This window comes from Acinetobacter sp. YH12039 (assembly GCF_013420015.1).
Taxonomy (GTDB): domain Bacteria; phylum Pseudomonadota; class Gammaproteobacteria; order Pseudomonadales; family Moraxellaceae; genus Acinetobacter; species Acinetobacter amyesii.
In genome coordinates this window covers 1-1275 of record NZ_VOZA01000131.1, presented here as the reverse complement: position 1 = coordinate 1275, position 1275 = coordinate 1, and the positions used below count along the sequence as shown (strand labels likewise).

Sequence of the window (1275 nt, the reverse complement as noted above, 5' to 3'; positions counted from 1 at the left end):
GCATAGGTATCTACACAAATCCCAAGTTTTGGGTTAAATTGAAGAGCATGCTCTTCAATTTAATATCTCCCATCTTGATACACGTCTCGTCAGACGATACAACGCCCTCGTAAAGCTTAATATGAATCCTCTTGCTTCACTTGCCCCTGCAATTAAGGAAATGGCCTCTGCCCAGAAGTCCAGTTTTGCAACCACCCAGGCAGTTTGGCGATTTCTCAATAATGAAAAAGTCTCTTTCAAGCAATTGAATGAGCCAATACAGCGACTTGCATTTGAACAGATTGATCAATCCTCTCACCCTTATGCGCTGATTATTCATGATTGGTCTCAACTGCAATATGTGAAACATAACAATAAAACTCAGCGTCTTCAAAGAACCCATCAATATGATTCAGGCTATGAACTGCAAAGCAGTCTACTGGTTGATGCGGCATCGGGGCTTCCCATTGCACCATTGGCTCAAACGCTATCTGACGCATCAGGCTGTTATTCCACATTCAGTGAACAATACAGCGAGCGAAAAACCCATTTGGATTCACTCGCAGAACAAATCAAAACGATCGAACAGTATCCGGTTGAGAAAACAAAAGTTCATATCATTGATCGTGAAGGTGACTCAATTGCCCATCTAAGAGCGATGAGCAAGAATCGCTTCAAATGGCTGATTCGGGCCAAAGAAGGTCATCGAGTTGAGTATCACGGTCAGACATACAAAGTTGGCGAGATTGCAGAAAAGATAGAAACGCATTCAATCAAAAATATTTCTTACAAAGGCAATCAGCATACTTTACATGTGGGTGAGACCCATATACGCATAACACGCGCAGCAAAACCAAAGCAGAAAGATAGCTCAGGGAAGCGGGTTGCTCCTGAGCAGGGAGATGCTGTCGATGCAAGGCTGGTTGTTTCTGTCGTTAAGGATTGTGACGGTAAAATTGTGGCGAGATGGTGTTTGCTGAGTAATGTTGCAATGGATATAGATACAGCAGAATTGAGTACATGGTATTACTGGCGCTGGACAATTGAGTGTTATTTTAAATTGCTTAAGCAGGCAGGACATGACGTTGAGGCATGGCTACAAACGACACCTCAAGCAATCCTGAGAAGGCTACTGATCAGTAGTATGGCTTGTGTGCTGACATGGCGAGTACAGCGTGGTACAGATGAGCAGAATATAAGAATTCGGGCATTTCTCACCCGAATTTCAGGTAGGCAACAGAAAAGGGGAAAATTAGAAAGTGCCCCTGCCATACTGGCAGGGCTTTCAATACTATT

1 protein-coding gene is annotated in these 1275 nt (G+C 43.5%); it reads left to right on the top strand.

The features are described from left to right. Positions 1-121: 121 nt before the first annotated feature. On the top strand, positions 122-1275 hold a 1154-nt coding region (locus tag FTT98_RS17835), incomplete at its 3' end, for a transposase (RefSeq protein WP_180177631.1).